Origin of the sequence: Thalassospira sp. MCCC 1A02898, from assembly GCF_001618185.1 — a bacterium.
In the GTDB taxonomy this organism is placed as follows: Bacteria; Pseudomonadota; Alphaproteobacteria; order Rhodospirillales; family Thalassospiraceae; genus Thalassospira; species Thalassospira tepidiphila.
Genome location: NZ_LPXK01000011.1, coordinates 205,296 through 231,510 on the forward strand (window position 1 = coordinate 205,296; position 26,215 = coordinate 231,510).

The 26,215-nt window shown below is 54.1% G+C and carries 28 protein-coding genes; 17 read left to right on the forward strand and 11 right to left on the reverse strand.

Going from position 1 to position 26,215, the window contains the following annotated elements; translation table 11 throughout:
• Window positions 1-184: 184 nt before the first annotated feature.
• Both AUQ41_RS11940 and AUQ41_RS11945 read left to right on the forward strand, forming a co-directional pair.
• Window positions 185-1,174 (forward strand): hypothetical protein, encoded by a 990-nt coding sequence (locus AUQ41_RS11940; RefSeq protein ID WP_063088616.1) that lies wholly within the window; start codon window positions 185-187, stop codon window positions 1,172-1,174.
• Window positions 1,171-2,622 carry a hypothetical protein gene (locus AUQ41_RS11945; RefSeq protein ID WP_063088617.1) on the forward strand — a complete coding sequence of 484 codons (1,452 nt, stop codon included), beginning with the start codon at window positions 1,171-1,173 and terminating at the stop codon, window positions 2,620-2,622. The genes AUQ41_RS11940 and AUQ41_RS11945 overlap by 4 nt, the downstream gene beginning before the upstream one ends.
• On the opposite strand, the gene gcvA is transcribed toward AUQ41_RS11945, so the two are convergent.
• Window positions 2,623-3,555: a transcriptional regulator GcvA gene (gene gcvA, locus AUQ41_RS11950; RefSeq protein ID WP_063088618.1), complete on the reverse strand. Its 933-nt coding sequence runs from the start codon at window positions 3,553-3,555 to the stop codon at window positions 2,623-2,625.
• A gap of 199 nt (window positions 3,556-3,754) precedes the next feature.
• Here gcvA and AUQ41_RS11955 point away from each other — a divergent pair, with 199 nt between their 5' ends.
• The 7 genes from AUQ41_RS11955 to AUQ41_RS11985 all read left to right on the forward strand — a co-directional run bounded on the left by AUQ41_RS11955 (window position 3,755) and on the right by AUQ41_RS11985 (window position 11,469).
• Entirely contained in the window at window positions 3,755-4,945 is a 1,191-nt protein-coding gene (locus AUQ41_RS11955; RefSeq protein ID WP_063088619.1) for an acyl-CoA dehydrogenase, read from the forward strand.
• A gap of 105 nt (window positions 4,946-5,050) precedes the next feature.
• Entirely contained in the window at window positions 5,051-6,274 is a 1,224-nt protein-coding gene (locus tag AUQ41_RS11960; protein ID WP_063088620.1) for a CaiB/BaiF CoA-transferase family protein, read from the forward strand.
• Window positions 6,275-6,524: 250 nt separating this feature from the next.
• Entirely contained in the window at window positions 6,525-7,619 is a 1,095-nt protein-coding gene (locus AUQ41_RS11965; RefSeq protein ID WP_063088621.1) for an ABC transporter ATP-binding protein, read from the forward strand.
• A 2-nt stretch (window positions 7,620-7,621) separates the two neighbouring features.
• Window positions 7,622-8,512 (forward strand): ABC transporter permease, encoded by an 891-nt coding sequence (locus AUQ41_RS11970; RefSeq protein ID WP_063088622.1) that lies wholly within the window; start codon window positions 7,622-7,624, stop codon window positions 8,510-8,512.
• Complete coding sequence (locus tag AUQ41_RS11975) at window positions 8,509-9,303, forward strand: ABC transporter permease (protein ID WP_063088623.1); 795 nt, start codon at window positions 8,509-8,511, stop codon at window positions 9,301-9,303. Before AUQ41_RS11970 ends, AUQ41_RS11975 begins: the two co-directional genes overlap by 4 nt.
• Window positions 9,304-9,395: 92 nt before the next feature.
• Window positions 9,396-10,436, forward strand: a complete 1,041-nt coding sequence (locus AUQ41_RS11980; RefSeq protein WP_063088624.1) for an extracellular solute-binding protein — start codon at window positions 9,396-9,398, stop codon at window positions 10,434-10,436.
• A gap of 100 nt (window positions 10,437-10,536) precedes the next feature.
• The gene (locus AUQ41_RS11985; RefSeq protein ID WP_063088625.1) at window positions 10,537-11,469 is read left to right on the forward strand and encodes a nitrilase-related carbon-nitrogen hydrolase; all 933 of its coding nucleotides are present in this window, start codon (window positions 10,537-10,539) and stop codon (window positions 11,467-11,469) included.
• Window positions 11,470-11,538: 69 nt separating this feature from the next.
• On the opposite strand, the gene AUQ41_RS21205 is transcribed toward AUQ41_RS11985, so the two are convergent.
• Together AUQ41_RS21205 and AUQ41_RS21210 are read right to left on the reverse strand one after the other, a co-directional pair.
• Window positions 11,539-11,928 (reverse strand): isochorismatase family protein, encoded by a 390-nt coding sequence (locus tag AUQ41_RS21205; RefSeq protein WP_232308381.1) that lies wholly within the window; start codon window positions 11,926-11,928, stop codon window positions 11,539-11,541.
• Window positions 11,929-11,970: 42 nt separating this feature from the next.
• A complete protein-coding gene (locus AUQ41_RS21210) occupies window positions 11,971-12,297 on the reverse strand; it encodes a hypothetical protein (protein ID WP_232308382.1) in 327 nt (108 codons plus the stop codon).
• Between the two features lie 201 nt (window positions 12,298-12,498).
• On the opposite strand from AUQ41_RS21210, the gene AUQ41_RS11995 reads away from it, so the two are divergent.
• On the forward strand, window positions 12,499-13,392 hold the full coding sequence (locus AUQ41_RS11995) for a ketopantoate reductase family protein (protein ID WP_063088626.1): 894 nt from the start codon (window positions 12,499-12,501) through the stop codon (window positions 13,390-13,392).
• An 8-nt stretch (window positions 13,393-13,400) separates the two neighbouring features.
• On the opposite strand, the gene AUQ41_RS12000 is transcribed toward AUQ41_RS11995, so the two are convergent.
• The 3 genes from AUQ41_RS12000 to AUQ41_RS20720 form a co-directional block, all read right to left on the reverse strand.
• Window positions 13,401-14,342, reverse strand: a complete 942-nt coding sequence (locus AUQ41_RS12000; RefSeq protein WP_063088627.1) for a DMT family transporter — start codon at window positions 14,340-14,342, stop codon at window positions 13,401-13,403.
• A gap of 136 nt (window positions 14,343-14,478) precedes the next feature.
• Window positions 14,479-15,516 (reverse strand): AraC family transcriptional regulator, encoded by a 1,038-nt coding sequence (locus tag AUQ41_RS12005; protein WP_168173383.1) that lies wholly within the window; start codon window positions 15,514-15,516, stop codon window positions 14,479-14,481.
• A gap of 238 nt (window positions 15,517-15,754) precedes the next feature.
• Window positions 15,755-16,132, reverse strand: a complete 378-nt coding sequence (locus AUQ41_RS20720) for a hypothetical protein (protein WP_157092648.1) — start codon at window positions 16,130-16,132, stop codon at window positions 15,755-15,757.
• 17 nt (window positions 16,133-16,149) lie between these two features.
• Between AUQ41_RS20720 and AUQ41_RS12010 the strand changes: the two genes are divergently transcribed.
• Together AUQ41_RS12010 and AUQ41_RS12015 are read left to right on the forward strand one after the other, a co-directional pair.
• Window positions 16,150-16,497 (forward strand): hypothetical protein, encoded by a 348-nt coding sequence (locus AUQ41_RS12010; RefSeq protein ID WP_063088629.1) that lies wholly within the window; start codon window positions 16,150-16,152, stop codon window positions 16,495-16,497.
• Between the two features lie 146 nt (window positions 16,498-16,643).
• Window positions 16,644-17,462, forward strand: coding sequence for a hypothetical protein (locus AUQ41_RS12015; protein ID WP_063088630.1), 819 nt, complete (start codon window positions 16,644-16,646; stop codon window positions 17,460-17,462).
• Between the two features lie 11 nt (window positions 17,463-17,473).
• On the opposite strand, the gene AUQ41_RS12020 is transcribed toward AUQ41_RS12015, so the two are convergent.
• The gene (locus tag AUQ41_RS12020) at window positions 17,474-18,274 is read right to left on the reverse strand and encodes a helix-turn-helix domain-containing protein (RefSeq protein WP_083952680.1); all 801 of its coding nucleotides are present in this window, start codon (window positions 18,272-18,274) and stop codon (window positions 17,474-17,476) included.
• 155 nt (window positions 18,275-18,429) lie between these two features.
• On the opposite strand from AUQ41_RS12020, the gene AUQ41_RS12025 reads away from it, so the two are divergent.
• Together AUQ41_RS12025 and AUQ41_RS12030 are read left to right on the forward strand one after the other, a co-directional pair.
• On the forward strand, window positions 18,430-19,710 hold the full coding sequence (locus tag AUQ41_RS12025; RefSeq protein WP_143588666.1) for an MFS transporter: 1,281 nt from the start codon (window positions 18,430-18,432) through the stop codon (window positions 19,708-19,710).
• Window positions 19,711-19,863: 153 nt separating this feature from the next.
• Window positions 19,864-21,825 carry a bifunctional 2',3'-cyclic-nucleotide 2'-phosphodiesterase/3'-nucleotidase gene (locus tag AUQ41_RS12030; protein WP_063088631.1) on the forward strand — a complete coding sequence of 654 codons (1,962 nt, stop codon included), beginning with the start codon at window positions 19,864-19,866 and terminating at the stop codon, window positions 21,823-21,825.
• A gap of 101 nt (window positions 21,826-21,926) precedes the next feature.
• Here AUQ41_RS12030 and AUQ41_RS12035 read toward each other — a convergent pair whose 3' ends face one another.
• The gene (locus tag AUQ41_RS12035) at window positions 21,927-22,367 is read right to left on the reverse strand and encodes a GcrA family cell cycle regulator (RefSeq protein WP_063088632.1); all 441 of its coding nucleotides are present in this window, start codon (window positions 22,365-22,367) and stop codon (window positions 21,927-21,929) included.
• A 199-nt stretch (window positions 22,368-22,566) separates the two neighbouring features.
• Between AUQ41_RS12035 and AUQ41_RS12040 the strand changes: the two genes are divergently transcribed.
• The 3 genes from AUQ41_RS12040 (at window position 22,567) to AUQ41_RS12050 (ending at window position 24,411) form a co-directional block, all read left to right on the forward strand.
• On the forward strand, window positions 22,567-23,226 hold the full coding sequence (locus AUQ41_RS12040) for an NnrU family protein (RefSeq protein WP_063088633.1): 660 nt from the start codon (window positions 22,567-22,569) through the stop codon (window positions 23,224-23,226).
• Between the two features lie 126 nt (window positions 23,227-23,352).
• Window positions 23,353-23,814 carry a hypothetical protein gene (locus AUQ41_RS12045; protein WP_063089006.1) on the forward strand — a complete coding sequence of 154 codons (462 nt, stop codon included), beginning with the start codon at window positions 23,353-23,355 and terminating at the stop codon, window positions 23,812-23,814.
• 114 nt (window positions 23,815-23,928) lie between these two features.
• On the forward strand, window positions 23,929-24,411 hold the full coding sequence (locus AUQ41_RS12050) for a hypothetical protein (protein ID WP_063088634.1): 483 nt from the start codon (window positions 23,929-23,931) through the stop codon (window positions 24,409-24,411).
• An 81-nt stretch (window positions 24,412-24,492) separates the two neighbouring features.
• Here AUQ41_RS12050 and AUQ41_RS12055 read toward each other — a convergent pair whose 3' ends face one another.
• From AUQ41_RS12055 to AUQ41_RS21285, 3 genes are all read right to left on the reverse strand, one after another.
• The gene (locus AUQ41_RS12055) at window positions 24,493-25,356 is read right to left on the reverse strand and encodes an NUDIX hydrolase family protein (RefSeq protein WP_063088635.1); all 864 of its coding nucleotides are present in this window, start codon (window positions 25,354-25,356) and stop codon (window positions 24,493-24,495) included.
• A 59-nt stretch (window positions 25,357-25,415) separates the two neighbouring features.
• The gene (locus AUQ41_RS12060; RefSeq protein ID WP_063088636.1) at window positions 25,416-25,742 is read right to left on the reverse strand and encodes a hypothetical protein; all 327 of its coding nucleotides are present in this window, start codon (window positions 25,740-25,742) and stop codon (window positions 25,416-25,418) included.
• Window positions 25,743-25,948: 206 nt separating this feature from the next.
• Window positions 25,949-26,071 (reverse strand): hypothetical protein, encoded by a 123-nt coding sequence (locus AUQ41_RS21285; protein ID WP_255356118.1) that lies wholly within the window; start codon window positions 26,069-26,071, stop codon window positions 25,949-25,951.
• Window positions 26,072-26,215 lie beyond the last annotated feature (144 nt).

Genomic DNA, 26,215 nt, shown 5'->3' on the forward strand with positions numbered 1-26,215 from the left:
GCCAAGAATGAATAAACAGAAGATCGTAAATTCCGTCAGCCACAAATCTCCTGGACCGCATGAGGTGCCGGACGATCCTTTGGCGTGCTTGCCGCAAACATTTGCTTCGCGCGGTGTCAGGACTCCCTTTACGACCAAAACCCTGCGTTACGCGCGCGTTTCCATTGGCAAGGCCGGACGGAAAATGATCATGTTGCCCGGTCTGTCTGGCGGACTTGGCACCTATGAATTACCGCTCGATACATTGCGCGAAGTGTTCGATCTTTCGGTTCATGACCGCATGCTTTACGACCGCCTTATCGAGTTGGAGGATGTCCGTCCGCAGACGGTTCTGGAGCATAGCCGCGACGTTGGCAGTACCGGCGTTGGTGGGGTGGAACTGGCGCGCACCTGCATCCGGCGCAACTGGACGGAAAAAGCATCACGCGAACTTGGCCAGATGGCGGTTCTCCATCAGGCCCTGCGCCAACTTGGTGGTGATGCTGTCAAGGACATGAAGCGCGAAGAATTGATGACCACCGAAGGTCAGATTCGCGCTCGGCGGGCGCTGAACCGCTTTGCATCCGAGCACAAGGTCGCAAACGATACCATCATTGATAGCCTTGGCGAATGGAGCAAGATGATCGCCCCGGTCGGTCTCGACCTTGAGGGATGTCAGGGCCAGCTTCGCGTTCTGGCCAACGGGCTTAAGAAGTTCGCCCAGGATATTGAGGAATGGTCAAATTCCGAACAGTCCGACTTCCGCTTTATGGCCGGACGTATTGTCAGTGCGACCCGTTCGACAAGTAATCATGCCTTGAAGCGCATCGAGGAAGTTGATAGCTGGAACAGCGAACTTGGCAAGGTTCTGACGGATTGGGAAACTGCCAAAAAGGCCATCGGCGAAACGATTGAGTATCTCTGGTGGTTGCTTGATGGTTGGCAGGAATTGATTGATGTCTGGGATAAGCGGTCTCTGACGGATCGCGCAAAACAGCGCGAAACAGTCGAGGAAGTAGCAAGTTTTGCGCCGGTCTTGCCGCTTTCAGAGATTGAGAAGTCCGAACAGCAGTTCTGGGCTGATGTTCGTGTTAATCAGATGCTTTGGGCTGGTGAATTGCGTAAGCTGGGCAGTGGTGAAATTGACGCCGATATGATGGATCGTCTCGAACGCTTCAGGAGACAGTCGGCATGAAGATTGAAGACGCCGGAAAGCTTGGCGTTTCGCAACTTGGCAAACTGTTTGAATCGCTCAGCAGTAACGAAATTGCCCGCTTCACGCGTGCGATCGAAAGTGATCGTGCCGATCCAAAATTGCCATTGCCCCATGAAGCCATTCTTCAGATCCTGCGCCCGCGTCTGGCATCGCTCAAACCGGAACGCTATCCGACACCGATGCGTCAGTTCTGCGATCCGTTCGAAGATCTGCTGACCTCTGGCGAGCCGAATGACAAAAGCATCCGGATCAGCCGGTCATCACTGATGCCAATCTGGAATGTCGTGGTGGAATCCGGCGGTCCTGAGTTTCAACAGGCGATGAAGGACATCGACAGGGCTGCTGCGACCCGCGACACTGCAAAGCTTGCCATCGCAGAGCGTAAGCTTTGGCAGATCGGGGCGCAGACGATTGAGAATCAACTTGAAAATTCTCATACCGGCGTGAAGCAGGAACGCGCATTGGCAACCCGGCTTGGCTCGCGCATTCATCTCACGGCCTTTGCCGAAGTCGGCAAGATCTTGCGTGTTGGCGACGAAATTGCGCAGTTGCGTGAACGCTTCCCGTCCGCACCGATCAGGGTGCTTGATGCAAGCGATGTGAAATGGTTGCGTGACCTGTTCATGTCGATCTCAAAGGATAAGCCCGGGCTTGAGCCGATGTTTCTGCTCGCAGTTTTGGCGCGCCTTTTGCGGCCGAGCGAGTTGTTCAAACTCATCCGTGTGCTGTCGACCAAGTCTGATGACCGCACAATCGAGAAAACCAACCTTGCTGAAACCGGTGATCTGATCATTGACCTGTTGGCCGAGACGGTAACTGAGATTGAACAAGGTGTCGGCACCGGCAAGGACGAAGCCCACATTTTGTCATTGGCCCGCTGGTATGCTTCGGAATTTGTCCGCATCACGCGCGAGTTTAAAATCCGCAAGGATGGCCGTTGGGGTGAAAAGCTGCTTGAAACCCGTCGTCGGGTATCGCGCGCGCTTGCCGATACGATGTTTGGCGCAACGCCTGAACGCGTGATCGATGCCTTGCCAAAGCTTGAAGCGGCTCAAGGCCCGGGATCGGGGCGTGGTGCACTTGCCCGTCCGATCTTCTCACAGGAATTTGATGACGAGAAAATCCTGGCCGCCGAACGATCAGCAGAAGCGATTGCCGAAACTGCGCGTATTTCCGATGTATTGGCAGCCCAGAGTTCGGCGGCCAAAGCGGTGGTGGAGCTAAAGAAAAAGCTCAATCAGATCGGTCGTGCAGGTGTGGACAGCATGCGTCGACTGACACCCGAAGAAGTCCCGAACGCGCAGCGAAACCTTATGGCCACGGTGCGTTTGCTTGAGATTGTCGATGGTCCGGAAGATGCCGATGTGCTGCGCCGCCGCGGGATGAACGCACTGCGTGCGCTATCAGCCGATCAAAAGGCAAGCTGATCAGGCCAGTTTGGCCTGCGTGGCAATTTCACGCGCAAGATTCTTTACCGTATCAAGTTGATCAAGCCAGTTCATAAAGGCCCGGATCTTGGGGAGCCGCGCGCGGCTTTTCGGGCAGCAGGCGTAATAATGAAACGGACTGGCCTTGGGTTGGCCGAACGGGGCGATGATCCGGCCGGTTGCCAGTTCATCGGTGATCGCAAAGGTCGGTAACAATGCCACACCAAGTCCTGCAACAGCGGCCTGCATGGCCATGGTGAAATGCTCAAACTTCGGTCCGTTTTCACCGTCAATATCACGAAGCCCGCTTGCCGCAAGCCAATCAGCCCAGCCGCGCGGGCGGGTGGCGATGTGCAGCAACGGGAAGTTTCGCAAGTCTTCTGGCTGTGGCGTCCGTCCCAGATTGGCAACCAGTTGCGGGCTGCAGATCGGGACCATTTCCTCGCCATGCAGGATGTGGGCATCAAGTTCGGACCATTTGCCTTCGCCGAACAGAACCGCGATATCAATCTGTTCACGATCAAAATCGGGCATGCCGATCCGCGAAATGAAATTGATCGCAATGTCGGGATATCTGGCGCGGAAGTCAGGCAATAATGGAATAAGGCAGCGCGATCCGAATGTCGGCGGCGCGGCAACCGTCAAAACCCCGCTTTCCGATCCGCCAGACAAAAGGGTCAATGTCGCACTTTCAAGCTGATCAAGGGCCGGGCGGATGGATTGCAGATAGCTTTCGCCTTCAGGGGTTAGCACCAGTCGTTGCTTTTCACGGGCAAACAGCTTGCAGCCAAGCCAGGTTTCAAGGCCCTGTATTTGGCGACTGACAGCACTTTGTGTCAGATAAAGTTCCTCTGCGGCGCGCGATGCGCTGCCAAACCGGGCGGTCTGTTCAAAGCAACTGAGTGCCTTCAGGCTGGGAATGCGACGGGCCAAGACGATATCCTGATGTGATCAATTCAGGATAGTTTATGAGGTTTTTGCATAATCTGCATCACTTTTATCATTTGCAACTTGGCTGGTGAGTTCCTAGCTTTAAGCCATAAGCAACTAAGCTTTTCAGGGGTAGCGTCATCTCGCCCTTCTATGGCGCTGCCCCTGCTTTCTGTAGAAAAATTCATAAAGGACCATGTGAATGGCAAGCCGCGCACCGTTTCATTGGGAAGATCCGCTCCTGCTTGAAGAGCAGTTGAGCGAAGACGAACGCATGATCCGCGATGCGGCCCGTGCATATTGTCAGGAAAACCTCCAGACCCGCGTTCTGGAAGCCAACCGTCATGAGATTTTCCATCGCGAAATCATGACCGAGATGGGTGAACTTGGCCTGCTTGGCCCGACCATCCCCGAGGAATACGGCGGGCCGGGTGTAAACCATGTTGCCTATGGTCTGGTGGCCCGCGAAGTTGAACGTGTTGATTCTGGTTATCGCTCGGCAATGTCGGTGCAGAGCTCGCTCGTAATGCATCCGATTTATGCCTATGGCAGCGAAGAACAACGCAAGAAATACCTTCCGAAACTGGCAACCGGCGAATGGGTTGGTTGTTTTGGCCTGACAGAGCCGGATCACGGTTCCGATCCGGGCGGCATGAAAACCCGTGCACGCAAGGCCGACGGCGGCTTTACCCTGTCGGGGGCCAAAATGTGGATCACCAACAGCCCGATCGCAGACGTATTCGTCGTCTGGGCTAAGGGTGACGAAGGCGTCATTCGCGGCTTCATCCTTGAAAAGGATATGAAGGGTCTGTCGGCACCGAAAATCGAAGGCAAGTTTTCGCTCCGTGCGTCGATCACCGGCGAAATCGTCATGGACAATGTCTTTGTGCCTGAAGAAAACATGCTGCCAAATGCCAAGGGCCTTGGTGGTCCGTTCGGTTGCCTGAACAAGGCACGTTACGGCATTGCATGGGGTGCGATGGGCGCTGCTGAATTCTGCTGGCACGCCGCACGTCAGTACACCATGGATCGTAAACAGTTCGGTCGTCCGCTTGCGGCCAACCAGCTGATCCAGCTGAAACTGGCCAACATGCAGACCGAAATCACCCTTGGCCTGCAGGGCGCGCTTCAGGTTGGCCGTCTGCTTGACGAAGGCAAAGGCGCACCGGAAGCCATTTCGCTGATGAAGCGTAACAACTGTGGCAAGGCGCTTGATATTGCCCGTGTTGCCCGTGACATGCATGGCGGTAACGGTATCGCCGATGAATACCACGTTATTCGTCACGCGATGAACCTTGAAGCGGTCAATACCTATGAAGGTACGCATGATGTTCACGCCCTGATCCTTGGGCGGGCGCAGACCGGAATTCAGGCCTTCACCGCAGAGGCTTGATCCCAAAAGCTTGATCGGGCGGCGGCAGAAATGTTGTCGCCCGATTTGATTCCAGCTGCTTTTTCCCAGCTGCCTTTTTCCAAGTCGATATTTCGGGATATTCAGATGACTGGCGCACTTTCCGGGCTTCGTGTTCTTGACCTTTCGCGCGTACTGGCCGGGCCGTGGGCCAGCCAGACCCTTGCCGATATGGGGGCCGAGGTCATCAAGATCGAACGTCCCGGTGCCGGTGATGATACCCGTGGCTGGGGCCCGCCCTTTGCCAAGGATGCCAATGGCAATGACACCACCGAGGCCGCCTATTACCTGACGGCGAACCGTGGCAAGAAGTCGCTCACCATCGATATAACCAAGCCAGAAGGCCAGGAGATTGTGCGCAATCTTGCGGCTGAAAGTGACGTGGTTCTGGAAAACTTCAAGGTCGGCGGACTTGCCAAATACGGTCTGGATTACGCATCGCTTGCGAAGGTTAATCCCGAGATTGTCTATTGCTCGATCACCGGATTTGGTCAGGACGGCCCCTATAAGGACAGGCCGGGCTATGACTTCATGATCCAGGGCATGGGCGGGTTGATGAGCATTACCGGTGCACCCGATAGTGCCCCGGGTGGGCAGCCTATGAAGGTTGGCGTTGCGGTTGCTGATATCTTTACCGGTCTTTATGCAACGATTGGCATTCTGGCCGCCCTCCGTCACCGTGATGTAACCGGCGAGGGGCAGTATATCGATCTCGCCCTTTTGGATGTGCAGACCGCCGTTCTTGCCAATCAGGCGATGAATTATCTTGCGACGGGTAACGCACCGGGACGCCTTGGCAATGCGCATCCCAATATCGTGCCTTATGAAGCCTTTCCGACGGCGGATGGCTATCTGATCCTGGCGGTTGGCAATGACAGTCAGTTCAAAAGCTTCTGCGCGGTTGCGGGTCTTGAAGCCTTGCCGCTTGATGAACGTTATGCCACCAACCGCAACCGTGTGGCCAATCGCACCGAACTGGTGCCGCTAATCCGTCAGGCAATGGTGGCCAAAACCACCGACGCATGGATTGATGCACTTGAAAAGGCCAATGTTCCTTGCGGTCCGATCAATACCCTCGATCGTGTGTTTGATAACCCGCAGGTCAAGCATCGCGGTATGGTCAAGAAGCTTGACCATCCGACTGCTGGAACTGTCCCGACAGTTGCCAACCCGATCAAGTTTTCCAAAACACCAATCACGGATGAAAAAGCCCCGCCGATGCTGGGGCAACACAGCGACGAAATCTTGCGCAAGGTGGCCGACCTTAGCGACGACCAGATTGCCAAGCTGCGTGACGCCGGCATTGTCTGATTTGACGGTCATTTCCGTGCGTTTGGTTTCCTTTGATTGTCTTTCTGCCTCTGAAGTCCTCGTTTTGCGGGAATAGTGCGCTGCACATTATTTTGTAAAGTGTCTATATGACGCAATCAGAACCAGTTTGGATGCCGTTTTAAGGCGGATATTGCGGAACTTCTGTAAATATCGACGCTTTCTCGACCACTAGATTGCAAGTCTCTGTAGATTTTATATCATTTTACAAAATACAAATTCGGGGAAGTGCATGTCAGAAGTAGTCATTTCGGCAAAGTCTGTTGGAAAAACATTTGGGTCGGGTGCCGATAAAGTCACGGCATTGGACGACGTATCTGTCGATATATTTCAGAATGAATTTTTCACCATGTTGGGTCCTTCGGGCTGTGGCAAAACGACTTTGCTGCGTCTGATCGGCGGGTTTGAACAGGCGACTTCGGGGCAAATTTTGCTCGAAGGGAAGGCGCTGAATGATCTTCCGCCTTACAAGCGGCCAATCAACACGGTGTTTCAATCCTATGCACTTTTCCCGCATCTGACGGTCCGGCAAAACATCACGTTCGGTCTTGAAATGCAGGGTGTGGCGCGCAAACAGGCCGATGATCGCGCCGAAGAGATGCTTGAACTTGTGCGGCTCGCCCAATATGGCGACCGCGTGCCAAGCCAGCTTTCCGGTGGTCAGCAGCAACGTATTGCACTGGCCCGTGCATTGGCCCCGGCGCCAAAGGTTTTGCTGCTTGATGAACCGCTTTCGGCACTTGATCTGAAATTGCGCAAGGAAATGCAGGTCGAACTCAAACGCCTGCAGACAGAAACCGGGATCACCTTTGTTTTTGTCACCCACGATCAGGAAGAAGCACTGGCGATGTCAGACCGCATCGCGGTTATGAAATCGGGCGAAATTCTTCAGATCGGTGCGCCCCGTGAAATCTATGAAGCCCCGACCCATCGCTTTGTTGCCGACTTTATCGGCGACAGTAATTTCCTTGTTGGCAATCTTGTCGATGATGGTGCTGGCAAACGTGCCGTAAAACTTGGCGGCGGTCAGGTGATTGAACTGACACAGGATGTGTCTGATCAACGCAGTGGCGAGGTCACGGTTTCGGTCCGTCCGGAACGTCTTGGACTGGTTGCGGAAAACCAGGCCGGGGACAATCAGCTTGTCGGGACTGTTTCGACTGTCATCTATTTCGGCACGGATACGACCTATCAGATTGATCTGGGTAATGACGCCCTTTTGACAGTCCGGATGCAAAACGGATCGGGTGCGAAGGCCGATTTCGCCCAGGGCGAACGTGTTGGCATCACCATGTCCCCTGACTCCATTCGGGTACTGGCGGATTGATCATGGGTAATATCATACGATCCAAACGATTTTGGCTGGTCGCACCTGCGGTGGTCTATATTGGCTTCTTCATGGCCGTGCCGCTGTTGCAGATGGCCTATGTTTCGATGTTGGAGCGCGGCGATTATGGCGGGGTGAACTGGGGCGTATTCTCGATGGACGCCTATATCAGTTTCATCTTTGAACGCGATCTGATGGATAATCTGGTGGTCAATACTGACTATCTTCAGATCTTTGCCCGTTCCTTTGGCCTGTCGGCAATGACCACGGTCTTTGCCCTTTTGTTGGGTTTCCCGACCGCGTTTTACATATCAACCCAACCCCAAAGCCGTCGCAACTTCCTGATCTTTCTGGCGACCATTCCGTTCTGGACCAACATTCTGGTGCGGAACTATGCGTGGATGCTGTTGCTGCGCAATGGCGGCCTGATTGATGGGGCGCTGAACTGGATGGGGATTGAAACCGGCGGACTTGATGTCCTTTACACGCCCTACGCAGTTTCCATCGGTCTGACTTATACCTATCTGCCATTCATGGTTTTGCCGATCTATGCCAGCCTTGAAAAACTTGACCATCGACTGGTTGAGGCGGCCTTCGATCTGGGCGCGGACAAGCGCCGCGCGATGAGCCGGGTGATCCTGCCACTTGCGGCACCGGGCATTGCCGCGGGCTGCATTCTGGTCTTCATTCCATGTCTTGGCGCTTATGTAACGCCCGAACTTCTGGGCGGTGGCAAGTTCATGATGATTGCCAACCTGATCGGCAGCCAGTTTGGTGCGGCACGGAACTGGCCGCTTGGCGCGGGGCTTGGCTTTGTGCTTCTGGCGCTCGTTCTGATCTCGATGATGGTCTATTCGCTCAAGTTCAAATCATTGCCGGAGGAAAGCCGATGAAAGTCGATGCTTCCAACCCGCTGTGGCGTTTTCGCGGGATCACCTCGACGGCAATGTTTTTCTTTGCCTATCTGTATTTGCCGATTGTCGTTCTGATCGCGCTGTCGTTTAACGAAAACCGTCTGGCGACGATCTGGACCGGCTTTACCATGGATTGGTATGTCACAGCCCTTTCCAATGATGACATGCTGCGTGCGGCCCAGAATTCCATCGTAATTGCGGTTTCGGCAACCGTGCTGGCCACCATTGCCGCCACCCTTGCTGCGATGGGTATGTCACGTGGCCGGTTCAAGGGCGAGGCAGGTGTTTCAGCCATGCTGGTTCTGCCGTTGCTCGTACCCGAAATCGTGACCGCGATTGCGACCCTTCTGTTCTTTGTCGCATTGGGGATCAAGCTGGGTCTTCTGACCGTGATCATTGCCCATACAGTGTTCTGCATTCCGTTTGCCTATCTGCCGATCCGCGCGCGGTTGGAGGGCATGGATCCGGCACTGGTCGAGGCGGCAAATGATTTATATGCCAATGAATGGAAAGCCTTCCGGCGCGTGACCTTGCCGTTGCTGTGGCCGGGAATTTTGTCGGGCGCGATGTTGTCCTTCATCATCTCGCTCGATGACTTTGTCATTTCCTACTTCGTTGGCGGTGCAGGGGCGACGACCTTGCCGATCTATATTTTCGGGATGATCCGGATCGGGATCACGCCCGAGGTCAATGCTGTCTCTGCGATGATGCTGATTGTCTCAATCTTGTTTGTCAGCATCTCGTTCCTGATTGATCGTATTCGATACTGATCTCTGAAATTCAAAACGGGATTGTCGGTTCCCGGACGGGCCGGCCATCCGAATAACAAAACAACCCACCGTCCTTATTTGGGAGTCTCACGATGAAACTACGTTCTGTGCTTCTGGGAGCATCCGCGATCGCCTTGTTGTCGGTCGGTTCGGCAAAGGCGGATGGCGAACTGTTTTTCTATAACTGGTCGAACTATTTTCCGCCGGAACTGATGGAAAAATTCGAAGCGGAAACTGGCATCAAGGTGACCCTTGATGTGTATGATTCCAACGAAACCATGCTGGCAAAGCTTCAGGCCGGTGCGTCGGGCTATGACATTGCTGTCGCGTCCGACTACATGGTTGACGTGATGATCAAGGAAGGTCTGGCAACCAAGTTCGACGCCAAAAGCCTTGAAAACTTTGGCAATGTTGCCAAGCCGCACGACACCATGAAATACGATCCGGAGCGCGAATACTCCGTGACCTATCTTTGGGGCACCACCGGCTTTACCTATGATGCGGCTGCTGTTGATGGCGAACTTGAAAACAGCTGGAAGGAATTCTTTGAACCGCGTGAAGAATTCCGCGGCAAGATTGGCGCGCTGAACGACGAAGTCGAAATGTTCAATGCGGCGTCGTATTATGCCGGTGTTGAAAAATGCACCGAGGACCCGGCAGAGGCCCAGAAGGTTCTTGATGTTCTGACGAAACAGAAACCCTACATTGCTGTTTACAGCTCTGAGGGCACCATCGACCGTATGTCGGCCCGCGAAGTTCAGATGCACATGCAGTGGAACGGTGCCGCCCACCGGACCAAGGAAAGCATTCCCGAGGCTGTATTTGTCTATCCGAAGGAAGGCCTGACCTATTGGGCCGATCACTTTGTCATTCCGGCGGGTGCACCAAACCTTGAAAACGCCAAGACCTTCATTAACTGGATGATGCAGCCGGAAAACGCGGCAGAAGCCTCGAACTATGCCGGTTACATGAACTCGATCAAGGGGACTGGCGAATTCATGGATCCGGCGCTGAATTCCGATCCGGCCGTGAACATGCCAGAAGAATACGCAGACCTTTTGATCGCGTCGCAGAACTGCTCGGTCAAGGCGCGTGATCTTCGTAACCGTGTCTGGACCAAACTTAAAAACTAAGTCTGGTTCCATTCCCGATCTAGCTGATCCGGCTGTCAGTTGATGGCCGGATCACGCCGATTTTAGCTAAACGCCCCTCCGAATATCAGGAACGCTGATCATGACGTCTCCGGCATCCTTCCCCGAATATGTAACCCTTGCCCTGTGGGCGACGAACCTTGGCCGACCCGTTAAAGACATGGCGGGGTGGGCCAATCACGTCGATACCCAGATGGCCGAGGCGGCAAAGCAGGGGGCAAAGATCTTTGTCCTGCCGGAATATGCCAGCGAACAATGGTTGGCCTTCAAGCCAGATGGTCTGCAAACCGGTCAGGAAATCGCCTGGATGGCTGACCTCGCGCCAGAGGCCCGCAAATACGCCGCCGACCTTGCCAAAAAGCATGACATGCTGCTCGTGGCGGGCAGCATGCCCTGGCACATTGATCCAAAAAATCCGGATGCCGGGCAAACCAACAGCGCGATGATTTTTACCCCCGAAGGCGATGCCATCATTCAGGACAAGCTGTCCCTGACGCCGGGCGAACAGGAACCGGAAAACTGGAACCTGACGCCGGGCAAGGCTTTTAATGTCATCAAATGGCGTGGGCTGAATGTTGCCGTGCTGATCTGTCTCGATATTGAAATGCCGGCCTTGTCTTGCCTGCTTGCACCACTTGATATTGATTTGTTGCTGGTCCCATCCATGACCCTCACACCATCGGGCTATCACCGGGTGTTTGGCTGTGCAAAGGCGCGTGCCGTTGAACTGATGACCGTGGTTGCCGCCTGCGGCACGACGGGGACTGCGGTCAACACCACCAACAATCCGACCAATTATTCCGGCTGTTCGGTCTATACCCCGTGCGAACCGCAATTGGGTCATACCGGGCGCTTTGCCGAGACCGAACCGACCTTTGATGACGGTGCAGATGGCGAAGTTCTGATTGCCAAGGACGTGCCGATTGGTCTGGTTCGTACCCTTCGCAATGGCGAGGCCGAAGTCTGGCCGGGCGGCTGGACAGCAGGCCATGTGTCGGTGGTCAAGAACAACTGATCCAGTTTTGGACGACAAGAATAAAGCCCTCCGAATGATACAGATCCGGAGGGCTTTTTGCATGTCTGCTTAAGATGAAAGAATGTCGGATGACTGCATGCGCGATACGCCTGCGGCCTCCATGGCACTCCATGCCGCCTCAAGCGATCCGTTCAGGTCAATCGCTCGACAGGCATCCTCGATCACGGAGACATTCAGCTCAGCCTTGCGCGCATCCTGTGCCGACCAGCTAACGCAGAAATCGGTGGCAAGACCGCACACATAAACGTTCTTAAGCCCGCGCTCCTGCATATAGCCGGTCAGACCGGTTTTGGTTTCACCATCAGCCTCGACAAAGGTTGAATAGCTGTCGACTTCGCTGTGATAGCCCTTGCGAATGATCAGTTGCGCATGCGGGATATCAAGGCCGGCGGCAAGTTTGGCATCGTCTGATCCCTGAACACAATGATCAGGCCACAAGACCTGTGTGCCGTAATCAAGTTCGATGGTCTCAAACGGGGCCTAGCCTTCGTGGCTGGACGCAAAGGACGCATGACCCGGCGTGTGCCAGTCTTGGGTGAAAATGACATTTTCGAACTGCTGACCAAGCTTGTTGATCAGCGGAATGATCTGATCACCGTCACTGACGGGCAAGGTTCCGCCGGGCAGGAAGCAGTTCTGGACATCAATGACCAGAAGCACATCTTCCTTGCTCTTGCCGATCACGCCCGAAGCAAGTGCTGTACGAACAGATCCAAATAGGGATGCAGATGCAAGTGATCCTGCACCGATGACGCCAAGTCCGGTTAGGAAACGACGACGATTTAGGGAATAAGAGGAATTGTTCAAGATCGCCTACCTGATATTGGTGGCCAGCGCGTCGCTTATGATCGTCTGTTATGGTTCTTTTGCGCGGCCCCTTGTTATAAGGGCTTGAACGTTCCTCTGATTTGATCAGGATTGGACGAGAATGCAGGAAAGTCAAGCGGCACCAACGGGTGCCTGTTTGACACATCGGACGCAAAGTCAGGATCAGGAGCAAGACGGAAGATGAAAATCGCGGTTATGGGTGCCGGGGCAGTTGGGTGTTACTACGGGGCGATGCTTGCCCGTGCTGGTCATGACGTCACCCTGATCGGGCGTCCCAACCATGTCGAGGCGATGAACCGCGATGGTTTGCTGCTCGATTTCGGGTCCTCGCAGGAATATGTCACCGTCACCGGGAATACCGATGCCGCCGGTGTTGCCGGTGCGGACATGATCCTGTTTTGCGTCAAATCCACTGACACCATTGAGGCTGGCGAGCAGATCAAGCCCTTCATTTCGCCAAGGACAATCGTGCTGAGCCTGCAAAACGGTGTGGATAACGCCGAACGACTTGGCGGTGTTCTTGATCAACCAGTTATTCCGGTGGTGGTCTATGTAGCGACCAGTATGGGCGGCCCGGGCCACGTCAAACACCATGGCCGGGGCGAGCTTGTCATTGGCCCATCTGCGCAAAGTCAGTCGGTCGTCGATACACTGGTGCCTGCCAAAATTCCGGTTGAGGTTTCAGACAATGCCGAAGGCGCCCTGTGGGCGAAGATGATCCTGAATTGTGCCTATAACGCGCTTTCCGCGATTACACAGCGTCCTTACGGTGAAGTCGTGCAAGGTGTCGGTGTCTGGGATGTAATGCGCAATGCGGTGGATGAATGTCTGGCCGTTGCCAAGGGATGTGGGGTGACGGTGCCGGGTGATGTTTGGGGCGCGATTGAAAAGATCGCTGAAACCATGCCCGGTCAGTTTTCCTCGACCGCGCAGGATCTGGCACGCGGCAAAGCAAGCGAGATTGATTTCCTGAACGGGTATATCGTTCGCAAGGGGGCGGAGCTTGGTATCGCAACGCCGACCAATCTTGCGCTTCATGCCCTGACCAAGCTTCAGGAAACCAAATTGGCGTAATCGCCGGGTTATTCGGCCGGGGAATTGGCAGGCTCGGTTGATGCCTCGGTCGTTCTTTTGAATTTGCGGGCAACGGCTGCAACGATCTGGTCGTTAAACATCACCAGGGCTGCGGCCATCACGATGAAGACCCCACCCATCAGGCTGATCGGGGCAGGCAGTACACCAAACACGACAAGATCGAGAATGATCGCCCAAATCATCGCGGTATATTCAAAGGCCGACAGGGTCGATGCCGGTGCACGCGCCAAGGCTTCGGTCATGGCGATGTGGGCAAGCCCACCGGTCAGCCCGGCACCAATCAGGAAGACAATGTTGCTTGTTGAAAGCGGGGCCCAGCCAAACGGGATGGTCAAAAGCCCGCCGATCGAACAGATCACGGCAAAGTAAAAGGCAATCGTGCCAGACGGTTCCGTCGTGGTCAGCGACTTAATCTGTACCTTGGCAAAGGCCGTGGTGACAGCAAATGCCACACCGGCCCCAATCCCGATCAGGGTATTATGATCCAGCCCCGGGGTCGACAGCATCGGCCACAGCATCAGGAACACCCCGGCAAAGCCGCCGATGGTTGCACTGATCACAAGCCATCCCGGATTTTCACGCAGCGTGATAATCGCAATCGGGATCAGAATAAGCGGGGCAAGGAAGCCAAGTGCAGTGGCCAGCGCCAGCGGAAGGTAAGCCAGCGACACAAAGGCCAGAAACATCGAAACGCAGCCATAAGTGCTGCGTTTCAGATGTCCAAACGGGCGTTTGGTCTTAAGCGCCCTGGGAAACTGATTGCGCCACATCAGATAAAGCACAATCGGGATCAGCGCGACACTGCTCCGCCAGAAAACGATTTGACCGGTCGGGGCCTCAAACGATGCCAACCGGACAAACAGGTTCATGACCCCGAACAATCCGGTCGCGGCAAGGCGTAACCCAATTCCAGACCAGAAACTGTTCATTGCGATCTTCCTGAATGGTGGCGGGTGCTTGGCACCTGTTTTCAGGAATATCGTAAGTTGGTGGCGGGCAATACTGATAAAATTTCATGTCAGAGATGCGGTAAATCTGACACGGCTTGGCGGTAAAAGGGGCGTTTCAAAGGGTGTGCAGCCACTTTTCATAGCGTGTATCACGTTCACTGCCATCCGCGTCCTGCACGTTATTCAATGCATTTTGCTGGCTGCGTCTGAAATCACCCGGCGTCATGTCAAATTTTTCGCGAAATGCCCGGATGAAGGACGTGTCGCTGGAAAACCCGCATTCGAGCGCGACGTCGTAAAGGGAACGGGGACGCTTCGTTGTGGTGCTAAGCAATTGCTTGGCACGGCGCAAACGCAGATCACGTGTATAGCGATAAACGCCGCCATGCTCTTCAAGCAACTGATAAAGCTTGGACCGTGAAATGCCTAACTCTCTTGCCGCACGGTCCGGGGTGAGATCGGGGCGCGAAAAATTCTCCCGGAAATAACGCCGGATCAACGTCATGACTTCAAGGTTCTGGCGTTTGTTGGTTGTCTCGCTGGTTTCGCCATATGCGGAATTGAGGCAGGCGGCCAGCATATCGGCAAAGCTGTTTTCAAGCACATGGGCATGCTCGGTCTTGAGCGCAGACGCATTGGCCTTCAGCGAGCGCATCAGATTTGCAACAATCCGGACCATCGGGTCACGCGGGCTGAGGAACCGCATGTTGTGATCTTCGGGCAGGGTAAGCCGGTCTTCAAGAAGGGGGCGAGGAATGATGAAGGCAAGGTTATCAAAATCGCTTGTTGTTGCCCGTGCTACTTGCGACAGGTCCTGAAAGAGCAAGCCGTCAGCTTCTATTTCCTGGCCGTCCTTGCCATCATCTGTCGACATGCCACCATTATAGTAAAGCTGGACCATATAATGATCCATGCCGTCGGCAGCGATTGTCTTGGAACTGCGTTCCCAGAACTGATGTGTGCTGTTGGTGCGGGCGATCATCATCGATCCCAACAAATCCGCATCCAATGTTGCATGGAAGTTGTTCTTGCGGATGTCGGGAAGGGTTTCGACGCTGAAAATGCAGTCAATACTACTTTGCCAAACGTCATAACGTTTGGACATAGGTAGGTCATTGACCGTGAAAAAAGTATGGGTTGCTGACTGTGTCATGCCTGACTCCCGGTTTTGCTTCATTGCAAACAACGCTACTTGCGCGGGTTGATCTGGATTAATATTCGAGATCTCTAATACCAGATTTTTTTCATATTAAGCGGAAACCGGGCGTTTCGTCAAAACCACAAAGGTATAGGTTTAGGTGAAAATGAACGCAAAGGTATTATGATTGCGTAAGGGGATCTGGATTATACCTTTGGTTTTAAGGTCTTATGGCTATACGGGATGTTAGGGATTATTTTTCCGAAATCCCTTTATTAGGTGTTTTGGATGGTTCGCACATTTTTTTGGACGCTTCGTGCATTGTCACCCCGCTGCACATGGTAAAAATCCAAAAAACAGAGATGCCGCCTATGACGAAGAACAGAAAACGCTGGCGGCCCTTATCAGTGTGTGCACCGAACCTTGGGGGATTAGATGCATTCGACAGAACCACATCCGGCACGCCGGACGGGGGAGAAGAACTATGCCGGCCCCGGCCGTGACTGGGGAAAGAACTGCCACGTGTTACCCGGACGTCGTCAAGGTGAGAAAAATCATCATTTCTGGCAGAGCCGGGAAGATCAGGAACCTGTTTTCCTATCCTTTGAGGATGAACCATCAGCAGCGTCATGCTTTGGCGATCCTGAGATGGCGGAGGGTGCAGAACCGTCTTCTGTGAACCAGTCTCTTGCGGCGACCTTCGATATGATGAAGTCGCTTTCTGAACTGGTCCGCGTATTGGAAGCCATCCGTTCTGTTTCCAATGAAAATGATATCTTCAGCGCAGACGAGCGACTTCTGGACCAAACGAAAGACGCGGCGTCAACAGGTGGCGAAGGTAATGACACCCGCCCATGGGTGCTGGCTGTGATTGACCAGCTGGCCGTATTGGGCGCGTCGGAACGCATTCCGTCGCTCAACCATGGTGCGAAGGCAATGGCCTATGGCGACCGTATTCAAGCGGCGAATGATGTCGTATCACGGGTCTCGCACTAAAAATAAACTCAAGACCAACCGTAAAGGACTGGAAGTATCACTGCCCGAGGAGAGGCTGACTTGCGATCACCCGGTGTGTATTGCAGTGTGTATTTCTGTTTCCTGATCCAGGCATAAATGCGCGTCAGACCGGATAGTGTATCTGGGTGCTGCTGGCTGCTGCGTGCTTTTTGAAAGCCTTGTCAAAAGTCGAAAAGCTGGGTTTTGCCACGTTTTTTGGACAATTTGCATATTCATATGGATGGAATGTGCAATTCCAGCAAACAACCTGTGGTATTTGTGGATTAAATAATAAGACACATGTCCGTTCACAGAGTGGGAATATCTGCGTTCAAGTAAGGGCATGGATATCAGAGAAGCGCAATTATTACGCTCTGGGGAAAGAGATGATGTCGTACGAACCACATCCGGCACGCCGGAAGGGTGAGGCTAACTGTACCGGTCATGGACGTGACTGGGGACAAAACAGCCATATTCTTCCAGGGCGTCGCGTCAATGAGCCCAATCATCAGGCTTGGAAAAGCCGCATGGCAGCGGGCATACACAAATACGAACCTTCCGATGCAGACGGTGATGGATTATTTGTCGACTACATAGAAGAAGCTTCGGTCGCCGTGACCCGAACCTTCGAAAACAGCGTCGGGATGCTTAAATCCGTGATGGAAATGATGGCGTTTCTTGAAGGTATCCGCGTCATGCATCATGACGGCGCCGTTGCGCTGAAAACGGATAAACGCCTTGATCGTCTGAGCAATGGCAGGTTTACCAATCGTGCGTCGGAAAACGCGACGCATGAACGAAACGGCTTGTCCTCGGAATTCATGGTTCAGCTTCACAACATGTGTGCCAACGGACAGAATCCTTGCAGAGACCATGTGAAAGTGACGAAGCGGTACGGAACATATCTTGAGCCCGAGCACGAGATCATTCCGCCGAAACCTCGCGTAACCCGTTACGACCACTGAGTATCCCGGGCCTAGCGGAAATAGCTGCCCGGTGTGCGGCCTGTGGCCTTGCGAAACATGGCGATAAAGGCCGATGGGGTCTCATAGCCAAGATCAAGTGCGATCTCGGTCACCGGACGGTCATTGGCAAGCTTTTCAAGCGCATGGAGCAGACGAAGCTTTTGCCGCCATTCGCGGAATGGCATGCCGGTTTCGCGCTGAAAAAGCCGGGCAAGCGTCCGGCTTGAGGCACCGCATACCTTTGCCCAATCCTCAAGCGTACGGTTATCAGCCGGGTCACCTTGCAGATGATCGCAAATGCGCGCCAGTCGTGTGTCCTTGGGCGCAGGCAGGTAAAGCTTGTCCTGATCGGGGGCCTTGATCTGATCGAGCAATACGCGGATCAACCGACCTTCCTCCCCATCTTCACCATATTCGACCGGAATTTCCGTTGCGGCCCGGATCAGTTCACGCAAAAGCGGGCTGACTTCCAGAACCATGCAGCGATCGGGCAGGTTGGCGGCAACGTCCCGACCGATATAAAGGTGGCGCGCCCGGGTAAAGCCGGTGCAGGTCACCGCATGCTGCGTGTGGGGTGGGACCCATACCGCGCGCTGTGGCGGCACGATCCACATCCCGGCCTCTGTCACCACGGTCATCGTACCCTCAATCGCATATAAAAGCTGGTTCCAGTCATGGCTGTGTGCCGCAACGTGATAGCCAGCAGGCATATCACTGACCCGGACATATACCGCGCGTGGCAGTTCGCGCGGGCGGGGGATCTTGTTGTGATGTTCCGGACGTCCGTCAAAGGTGTTGAGGATATGAACCATGATACGGTGACATTCAAAACTGTCTTGATTGCGATATATGATGGCAGATTACCGCAAGACAGACGGATCGGACAGGTTTAACTTGGTCGCATTCCAAAACGCACAAGATGTGACAGGGGCGTCGCCACCACAACGATCCTGTCCTCGGAGGTACAATGTCCAAGGAAATCATACCCGAAGCCAGCAATCACGCGGCCCCACTTGGTGATGCGCCCGACGCCCCCAATAATGCCAGCACAGCGCCGGTGCACAAGGGTTGGCGCAATCCGGAAGTTCTGCTGATCGTTATGGCGGCTGCCATGCCGCTGTCCTTTTCGACCTGGATGGCGCTGCTAAACAACTTTTCGGTCGAAATGGCCGACTTCACCGGCCGCGAGATCGGCATCTTGCAGTCCTTGCGTGAAATCCCCGGTTTCCTTGCCTTTACCGCGATTTTTGTGCTGCTGGTTCTGCGTGAACAGACCTTTGCGGTTTTGTCACTGCTGGTGCTTGGAATTGGTGTTGCCATATCGGGCTATTTTCCGACCGTGATCGGGCTTTATTGCACGACGGTTTTGATGTCGATCGGCTTCCATTATTTCGAAACCATGCAGCAGGCCCTGTCATTGCAATGGGTGCGCAAGGATCGCACCGCCATGGTCATGGGGCGGCAGCTGTCGGCAAAATCAATTTCGTCGCTGATCATGTTTGGCATGGTCTGGGTGATGCTCGAAGTTTTCGCGGTCGAGTATCGCTACGTCTATCTGTTCGGCGGTGCATTGACGGTCCTGGCCGCCTTGTTTGTCTGGGGTGCGTTTCCGAAATTTGCCGATGCTCATCCGCAGAACAAGAAGCTGATCCTGCGCAAACGCTACTGGCTTTACTATGCGCTGACTTTCATGAGTGGCGCACGCCGTCAGATCTTTACCGTGTTTGCCGGCTTCCTGATGGTCGAGAAGTTCGGCTATGACGCAGCAACCATCACCTTGCTGTATCTGCTTAACCACGTGATCAACATGTTCCTGGCCCCCAAGATCGGCAAGATGATCGGCAAGTGGGGCGAACGCCGTGCGCTGGTCTTTGAATATGTGGGACTGTTCATTGTTTTCGTCTCCTACGCCTTTGTCGAAAACCACATTCTGGCCGGTGGTCTTTATGTGATTGACCATCTGTTCTTTGCGCTGGCGATTGCCATCAAGACCTATTTCCAGAAGATCGCCGACCCGGCTGACATCTCCTCAACCGCCGGGGTCAGCTTTACCATCAACCATATCGCGGCTGTTTTCATCCCGGCGGCCTTTGGGTTGCTTTGGCTGATATCACCGGGCGCAGTGTTCCTTGCCGGGGCCGCCATGGCCTTTGTCTCGCTGGTGTTGGCCCTGAACGTCCCACACGATCCAGAGCCCGGAAACGAGGTTATTCGCGGATACAAGTCAACCGTGATGCAGCCAGCCTGATCGCCAAATATGTCTCAGACCAGAAACGCCTGCCGATCGTGGCAGGCGTTTCTATTTGTGTTTGCCCTGCCTTTTTCGCAAAATCTTCAAAACACCGACATTTAAACGGGATTAGATTGTCGCGGTTTAACGCATAAGCAGGGACACGGCTCGATGGTATTCATTCACAAAAAAGCTGCCCGGATTGCCGGGATTTCGATGGCACTTGCACTGGTAAGCAGCACGGCATTGGCCGACAGCACGGTGTCATTGCGCATTCTCGAAACCACCGACATCCATACGCATCTGGTTAATTACGACTATTACCGTGATGGCGAATCAGACACGGTTGGTCTGGCAAAGGTCGCGACCCTGCTTAAGACTGCGCGTGGCGAGGCAGAGAACGTTGTCTTTATCGATAATGGTGATCTGATCCAGGGCAACCCGCTTGGCGACTACATGGCCAAGGAACGCGGTCTTAAGGATGGTGACGTCCATCCGGTCTATAAGGCGATGAACCTGCTTGGCTATGACGCGGCCAATATCGGTAACCATGAATTTAACTATGGTCTCGATTTCCTGGGTAAATCGTTGGCCGGTGCCAACTTCCCCTATGTCAGTGCCAACGTCTTTGTTGATGATGGCGATGACAATCCCGATAACGACAAGCCGTATTTCGAACCCTATGTGCTGCTGGATCGGGAATTTACCGATAATGACGGCAAGGTGCACAAGGCCAAGGTCGGTGTGATCGGGTTTGTGCCGCCCCAGATCATGCAGTGGGACAAGGCCAATCTGGAAGGCAATGTGATCGCAAAAGACATTGTCGAAATGGCAAAAAAATATGTCCCGGAAATGCGTGAAAAGGGTGCGGATATCGTCATTGCCGTTCCGCATTCGGGGCTTTCGACCATGGCGCGTAATGGCATGGAAGAAAATGCCACCTATTACCTTTCCGAAGTCGATGGCATCGATGCGATCCTGTTTGGTCATGCCCACACAGTATTCCCGTCTGAGACCTTTTCCGATCTTGAAGGTGTCGATATTGCCAAAGGCACAATCAACGGCGTTGCGGCGGTGATGCCGGGCTTCTGGGGCAGCCATCTTGGCGTGATTGACCTGACCTTGAATGTCACCGATGACGGCAAATGGAGTGTCACCGACAGTCTGTCTGATGCACGTCCGATCTATCAGCGCGAAGGCCGGACCGTGACGCCGCTGGTTGAAGCCGATCCGGAAATCATCGCCGCGGTCAAGGAAGAGCACGAAGCCACCATTGCCTATATGCGCGAAGGTGTCGGCACGACATCGGCACCGATCAACAGCTTCTTTGCGCTTGTGGCTGATGATCCTTCGATCCAGATCGTGACTAACGCCCAGAAATGGTATCTCGAAAAGATCCTGAACGGATCGGAATATGATGGCATTCCAATCCTGTCGGCCGGGGCGCCATTCAAGGCCGGTGGTCGCGGTGGTCCGGACTATTTCACCGACATCCCCGAAGGCAAGATTGCGCTTAAAAACGTCGCGGACCTTTATATCTATCCAAATACCGTGCGCGCAGTGTTGCTTGATGGTGATCAGGTGCGTGAATGGCTTGAAATGTCAGCAGGCCAGTTCAATCAGATTGATCCGAACAGCAGCGAAGAACAGGCTCTGATCAACCCGGATTTCCCGACCTATAATTACGATGTGATTGATGGCGTGACCTACCAGATCGATGTCACCAAACCGGCCCGCTATAACAAGGCGGGCGAAGTGATCAATCCCGACAGTCACCGCATCGTCAATCTGAGCTTCGAAGGCAAACCGGTAACAGCCGATCAGAAGTTTGTCGTTGCGACCAACAACTATCGCGCCGGCGGTGGTGGCAATTTCCCGGGCCTAGATGGATCGACGATCATTGTCGAGGCACCCGATGAAAACCGCACGGTGCTTGCCAACTATATCCTGACCGAAAAGGAAATTGATCCGAAGGCGGATGGCAACTGGACCTTTGCCCCAATCGGTGAGGCGTCCGACGTAACGTTTGTTACCAGCCCCAAGGCATCCTCGGCTGTCAACGCACCCGACAATATCAGCTTCGTTGGCGAGGATCAGGAAGGCTTTGCCAAATACGTGCTGCAAACAAGGTAACCAACAGAACCTTGATATCGCCCAACGAAAAAGCCGCCCTGATCAGGGCGGCTTTTTTGTATCTCGGTGTCGCTGCCGGCGATTGCCAGGCGCAGAGCAGATTACTTCCGGTTTGCAGCCTGCGGGCCTTTGCCGCCGGGGCCACCCTGCTGTGCAGGGGGATTGTCTTCGCGCGGGTTCTTGCCGTTGAGGTAGGCCTGTGCGCAATGTTCGTCGCAATAAGGCTTGCTCGGCACGATTTTCTTGCCGCAGAAATGGAAGTCGTCATCGCCCGGATCGCCAAACGGCCAACGGCACATGCCCGGACCAAGATCAAAGATCGAAATGCCTTTGGTCTGCTGTTTGGGGGCCGGTGCTTTTTTCTGTTCTGCTTCCTCGGCGCGGCGCTGGATCGGGGACGGGCGCTTGGGCAGTCCAAGGCGGTGTGCCTTGCCAACGACGGCATTCTTGCCAACGCCCAGTTCTTCACCGATGCGTGCCGTGGTCCAACCCTGATTCCAGAGCGAGGTCAGCAATTCAATCTTTTCCGGCGTCCAGCTCATTTCGAGTATATTCCGTATTTCTTGGTCTGCCGGTCAGAATATCCGGCGGCAGGTGCTTGTTGTTCGATGTCAAACAGGGATACAGAGGTATCCGCTAATATCGTGTAACGCAAGGGTCTTGGAGATTCGCACCCCGGCCCGTCTGCGCGAACAGGGCAATTTGCATGTTGAAGCCACAATGTAAAGAGGGGATCGCGTTTTGGCAGGGTTTTTCATTGCAGTGACCGTTTTCCTTGCAGGCCATATTATTCCGGGCTTGCTGCGCGAAAGGCTTGTAAGACGTATCGGCTACCGCCCCTATATTATTGCATTCTCGATCCTGTCAGTTCTGCTGTTTGGCTGGGTCATTCACGAGGTTTTGGTCGCGGAGTCGTTTTTGCTTTGGGACTATCAAACCTGGCAGGCACAGCTCCTTGTGGTTGTCATGTTGCCTGCCTGTATTTTGTGGGCCTGTGCCATTCTTCAACCCTGTCCGCTGTCGATTGGTCGAAAAACCGGCTTTGATCCGGCAAAGCCCGGCATCAATCGGTTTTGCCGTCATCCACTGCTGTTGGGCATGATCCTTTGGGGGGGCGGACACACGATCGTCAATGGTGATATCGTCGCTGTCCTGTTCTTTGGCGGCAGCAGCATTTTTGCCCTGATCGGGTTCTGGCGGATGGAAAAAATCCGGCTGCGCGGAATGACGGATGGGGAACAGGCGATCCTTCTGGCAGCAACCCGACGCTTTTCGCTGTCAGGCCTAAAGGATGCCTTTCGGGGGCGGGATATCCTTGCCGGGATTGTTCTTTATCTCCTGATCCTGGGTGGGCATGGTCATGTGATTGGTGTCGATCCGCTTGCAATGGCAGGCTGGTAATAATGTTTTGATCGCAAGGCTTGTCAGCCAAGGTTTTGACAGGGATACTGGGGGTGCGGTGCAGGAAATCTGCACTGGCCCGCTTTGCTGTATCGTATGGCAAAGGGCAGTTTCAAGCGAGGTAACATGACGTCTCCTCAACTTGCGAGCAGTCTGGCCAAATTCGCCGAAATGGAAGGACGCCACCCGCGTCTTCTTCTGGCGACGGCATCCTCCGTCGAAGAAAAACACCACAAACATGTCGCAACCCTGTTTGCCGATGGCGGGTTTGACGTCGATGTGGCACCCCGCCATTCCGATGCACAATCCATTGCCCTGCAGGTGATTGATTGCGACGCCGATATCCTGATTTTGATCCGAACGTCTATGACGGCAGAAGATCGGGTCAGTGTTGCCGATCTGATTTCCGCACTCGATGCACTGGACGCGGAATATGTCAAAGTCGGTATTGTCGGTCATGCCGATGATCCGGCCGCGGGGAATGTCGACTTTGTCTGTGATCTTGAACATCTGCAAACAAGCGACTGCGAGGCACTGATCGACTACATTCTGGCAGTTGAAGAAACCCGCGTCGCACAACATATTTAGAACGTTGCAAAATTTCGCCGTCTTTCGGTGCAATGTTTTCGAAACTCTTTGGGCGCATACTGATTGCACATCAGTTGCACCCGAAGGCGGGATGTTTAATCAAGGGATGATTTGATGGGATTGCTCAAGGAAACGCTGATGCGCGTCTTTGTCGGCAAAAAAGGCCGGGATGCGATTCAGGCTTATAACGACGCGCAATCCCTTCATATGCGTGACAGCGCCACTGCGGAAAAAACAGCCGCTCAGGCGCGTCAGGCACGTCGCATCGAAGACCGCGCCCTTGCCCATCAGGAAGAAGGCATGTCGCTGGAAGAAGCCCGTGCGCTTGCCCTTGCCGAAACCCTGACCGAACAGGCCGACGCCCCGCATACCGAAATCATGAAGGCGCTGAATGCTGCTGATGCCAAGCTTGGCAAAAAGAAAAGCAAGATCGCAACGCCAGAGGACGAACGTCGTCAGGAACTGATCAATGAGGCGGTCAAGGCGCTGCGCAGCAAACAAAGTGACCTTGATCAGCTGGATCCCGATTTGCGCGCCAAACTGACGGTGATGGCCGTTGGCGCATTGATGGGCGGACCAAACACGCCGCGTCAGTAAATTTCTATAAGCCTGTAAGAAGATGGCACCGCCCGGATCGGGATGGTGCCATTCTTGTTTACGGTATCGGCAAAGGCCGCATCAGGGCTCAAGGCTGCGGTGAAGGCCCGTGACGAGTTCGCAATAGGATGGCTCGTTATCCGCCGTGAGATAGCCGTGGCGGATCAGAAAATCGATCACCACCAGAGCGCAATTGAACTTGAAGTCAAACCTGTTGCGGACGATTTCGGCCACCTCGGCGATTGGTAAAAGATCAAATTGTTCGACCTCGCCATCGGCGCAATGCGGCACAAATTCTTCTGGCAATTCCAGATCGAAATTGACCATCACATCGGGTTTCAAACCTTCGTCGGTTTCATAAAGATATGACACCGTGCCGATCGCCACGACTTTTTCAGCAAGGTTTGCTGGAATACCGGCCTCTTCGGCGCATTCCTTGATCATGTTTTCCCGGAAACCAAGGCCGGTCGGTTGGCCGCCCGCGACCATGTTATCGAGCATGCCGGGGTAGGTCGGCTTGTCCAGCGCGCGTTTGGCGATCCACATGTGAATGCCATCCGCCTTGCGGACAAAGCCGTTCATATGCACGCCCCACGACCGGCATCCGAAATAGGGCATGGCAAACCGATCCAGCTGGCACAACGGATCATCGGAAAGCCGATTGCGGATATCAAACTTTTCGCCATGCAGGTGCTTGATTACGCCTTGTTGGCACAGGGCCTCGGTCGCCTCAATCAGGGTCTGGTTACGCGCATCAATGGTTTTGATGTGCGGGCCAAAACCATATTCGCCGTTCTCGTCGCGGATGAAGCTATCCCCAAGTGCGGTAAGGGCGCTGGCAAATTCTGACCGGATGGCACCGACCGGAAGATCGCCAATGCGAAACCGGGCATAGCGCGACAGATTGGCGTTGTTGCACGCGTGGATATGATCAAGATAGGCCAACTCAGAACTCCTGTCGGGCAGAGGCACTGCCAGTTTTGCAGTGCCGCAACCAAGACAGCCTACGCGCTAAGCGCTGAGTTTGAATAGCCTTTTTCCGATGTCAGAACCGTATTCACGTGGATGATCTGACGCAGGCATCGCGCGATGTGCTCGGCAACTTTGGTTTCAAGTTGCTGGACCTGGATGTCGATCTGAAGTTCCTCGTAACCGCGCAGCCCATTGGCAACGGTCGAATGCCAGCTGGCCGGAACCAGATTACGCTTGGCAAACAGTTCGAGAACGCGCGGCATCACGTCCGGTTCGGCAGCGGCGTGAACGGAAAAACAGTAAACGGATTTGGGGGTATGTGCGTCCATTGCGGACGCAGCAAATGCATGATCAGTCATGACAATGCTCACAGATATTCAGTGCATCAAAAAGGCGAACAGATACGTCCCGGTGTCCTTAGACAACCGGGCTGATAATTCGCGCAATGATGACCGAAAAGACGCTGTGATGTGTCATGAAGCTATTTAAAAGAAGGTCTCTTCAAAACCAGTTGGTTTGCCAGATGGTTTGAATGGGGACGCTAATGATGAAAGCGAAGCGTAGGTCAGATGACCAGAAGCGATGCGATGACGGCCAGAATGGTACCGGCGAACAGGATTTCCATCGAACGGGCGATCTGCTGTTCACGGGCAATGGCGATTGCAACTGCTTTGCGCTTATTCATCATGTTTACTCCGTCTTATGACAGGTAGTGTCAATGTGCCGGGCTCGGCACACGTCAAATATAGGCAGGCAGATGGCCGAGTTACAAGAGTTGTTGCTCAAAAAACGTCAAAAAACTTTCAACCTCATGGAAAAGGTCACGTTTTTG